Below are 1,934 nucleotides of genomic sequence, written 5' to 3' on the forward strand. Positions count from 1 at the left end.
TAATGCCAATTTCAATGGCAGTGATGGTTTCACCTATACCGTGAGTGATGGCATAGAAACCATTACTAAGACTGCCGATATTACTGTGGCTTCAGTGAATGATCTCCCCGTCTCTACCGACAGAATCATTGCCGCCACAGAAGATACCGTAGCGACGGGTCAATTAGAAGCAGCTACCGATGTCGATGGTGATGATCTGACATACACCCTAGACTCAGATGCCAACAATGGCACAGTCGTTGTCAATGCCGATGGTAGCTACAGCTATACACCAGATGCTAACTTCCATGGTGAAGACAGCTTCACTTATACCATTGATGATGGTCAAGGTGGCGTAATTACTCAAACTACTACGATTACTGTCGCTGCCGTCAATGATGCGCCAGTGGCTGAAGACAGCATTATTACAGCCATAGAAGATACCGTAGCGACTGGTCAACTAGCGACGGCTACCGATGTCGATGGTGATACACTTACTTTTGCTCTCGTATCAGGCACAACGAATGGCAGCGTTATCGTCAATGATGATGGCAGTTATAGCTATACGCCTAATGCCAATTTCAATGGCAGTGATGGTTTCACCTATACCGTGAGTGATGGCATAGAAACAATCATTAAAACGGCTAATGTGACAGTTAATTCATTTAGCGAAGTGTATAACCGTGAACTGCAAGAAACCTTTGAAACTACTGTTGTTAGTGAAAAACAAGTATTAGTAGACAAGCAGTCATATAATGGTTTGTATGACACTATAGTTTTTGAAGTGACGGGTGATAATGCAGGTGTAACTTTAAGTCTTTTTGATTCTTCTCGAAATATTAATGCAAATGGTAGTTATACATTAACTGGTCCATCAGGCTCTTCTTCAGGTAATATTGGTACTTTATCGGCAGGATCAAGTTCATATAATAAGAGTTTAGGTAGTAACCTTTCCCCAGGTACTTATACTTTAAATATAGGTATACAAGAAAACGGTTCAACCATTAGTCTTGATGTCGTTGAGTTTAAAGACGTTGAAAAAACTGAGTTTGTAGGCTATCAGAGTATCGTGGGTAATATCTTTGCTGATGACGACGTTGGTATTAATGTGCCTAATGATTATGAGCTTCAGATAAACGGACAATCGCTTATATCTCAAGTAGGCAGTTCAACATCTATCCCTATTGTTATAGATGCAGAGAATGGTCAATTAGAACTATCAGTTGATGGTTCTTACGTTTATCGTTCAAACGGTAATGAGCTTGGTTTAGACCTATCTCAGCTAGCAGAAAATTTTGATATAAAAGTAGTTGACTTGCAAGGAGGCTATATTGGTGCTTATCGTATTAATATTACCTCAGACACAACGCCTCCAGAGTCAGGCGAATTAGTATTTAATAACTTTGACGATACCGGCATATCTGAAGATGATGGCATTACTCAAGACAACACTTTTGATTTGACTATTAAGAACAATGAATCCGGTAGCCAAGTTGAGTATCAGTATTCAACGGACCAAGGCGTGACATGGCAGGTCTTGGCAAACGGTAAGGCTTCTAACTTAGCAGATGGTGACTATAGCTTTAGAGCCAAGGTAACCGATGAATCACTTAATGAGAGCTTTACAACAGTAAAAGATATCACTATCGACACCACTGCTCCGATCTTAGGTGATATTTTAAACTTCAATACCGCCACCAATCATCTAGAAGTGAATGCAGATATCGATCAAGACACGCTACAGGCTTTTAAATCCGAAAACGGTACTTTAACACCACTCGATGATGCTACTAACATTGCATTTGCAGAGGGTAACTATCAAATTAAAGCGTCTGATGTGGCTGGCAATAGTACAACATTGGATTTCGTGATGTCTACTGCCTCAGAGTACTTTGAGTCAGCGGATATTATTGATATTGTCAAAGGTTCTGCTAAAGATGACTACATTTACGGCA

General features: G+C 40.3%; 1 protein-coding gene. It reads left to right on the top strand.

Annotated features, from left to right (window positions below; translation table 11 throughout):
* The coding region (locus ACT3QR_RS13875) for a tandem-95 repeat protein (protein ID WP_444521872.1) at positions 1-1,934 on the top strand (1,934 nt) is incomplete at both ends.

The sequence above is a fragment of the Psychrobacter sp. AOP7-B1-25 genome, assembly GCF_052376195.1.
Classification (GTDB): Bacteria; Pseudomonadota; Gammaproteobacteria; order Pseudomonadales; family Moraxellaceae; genus Psychrobacter.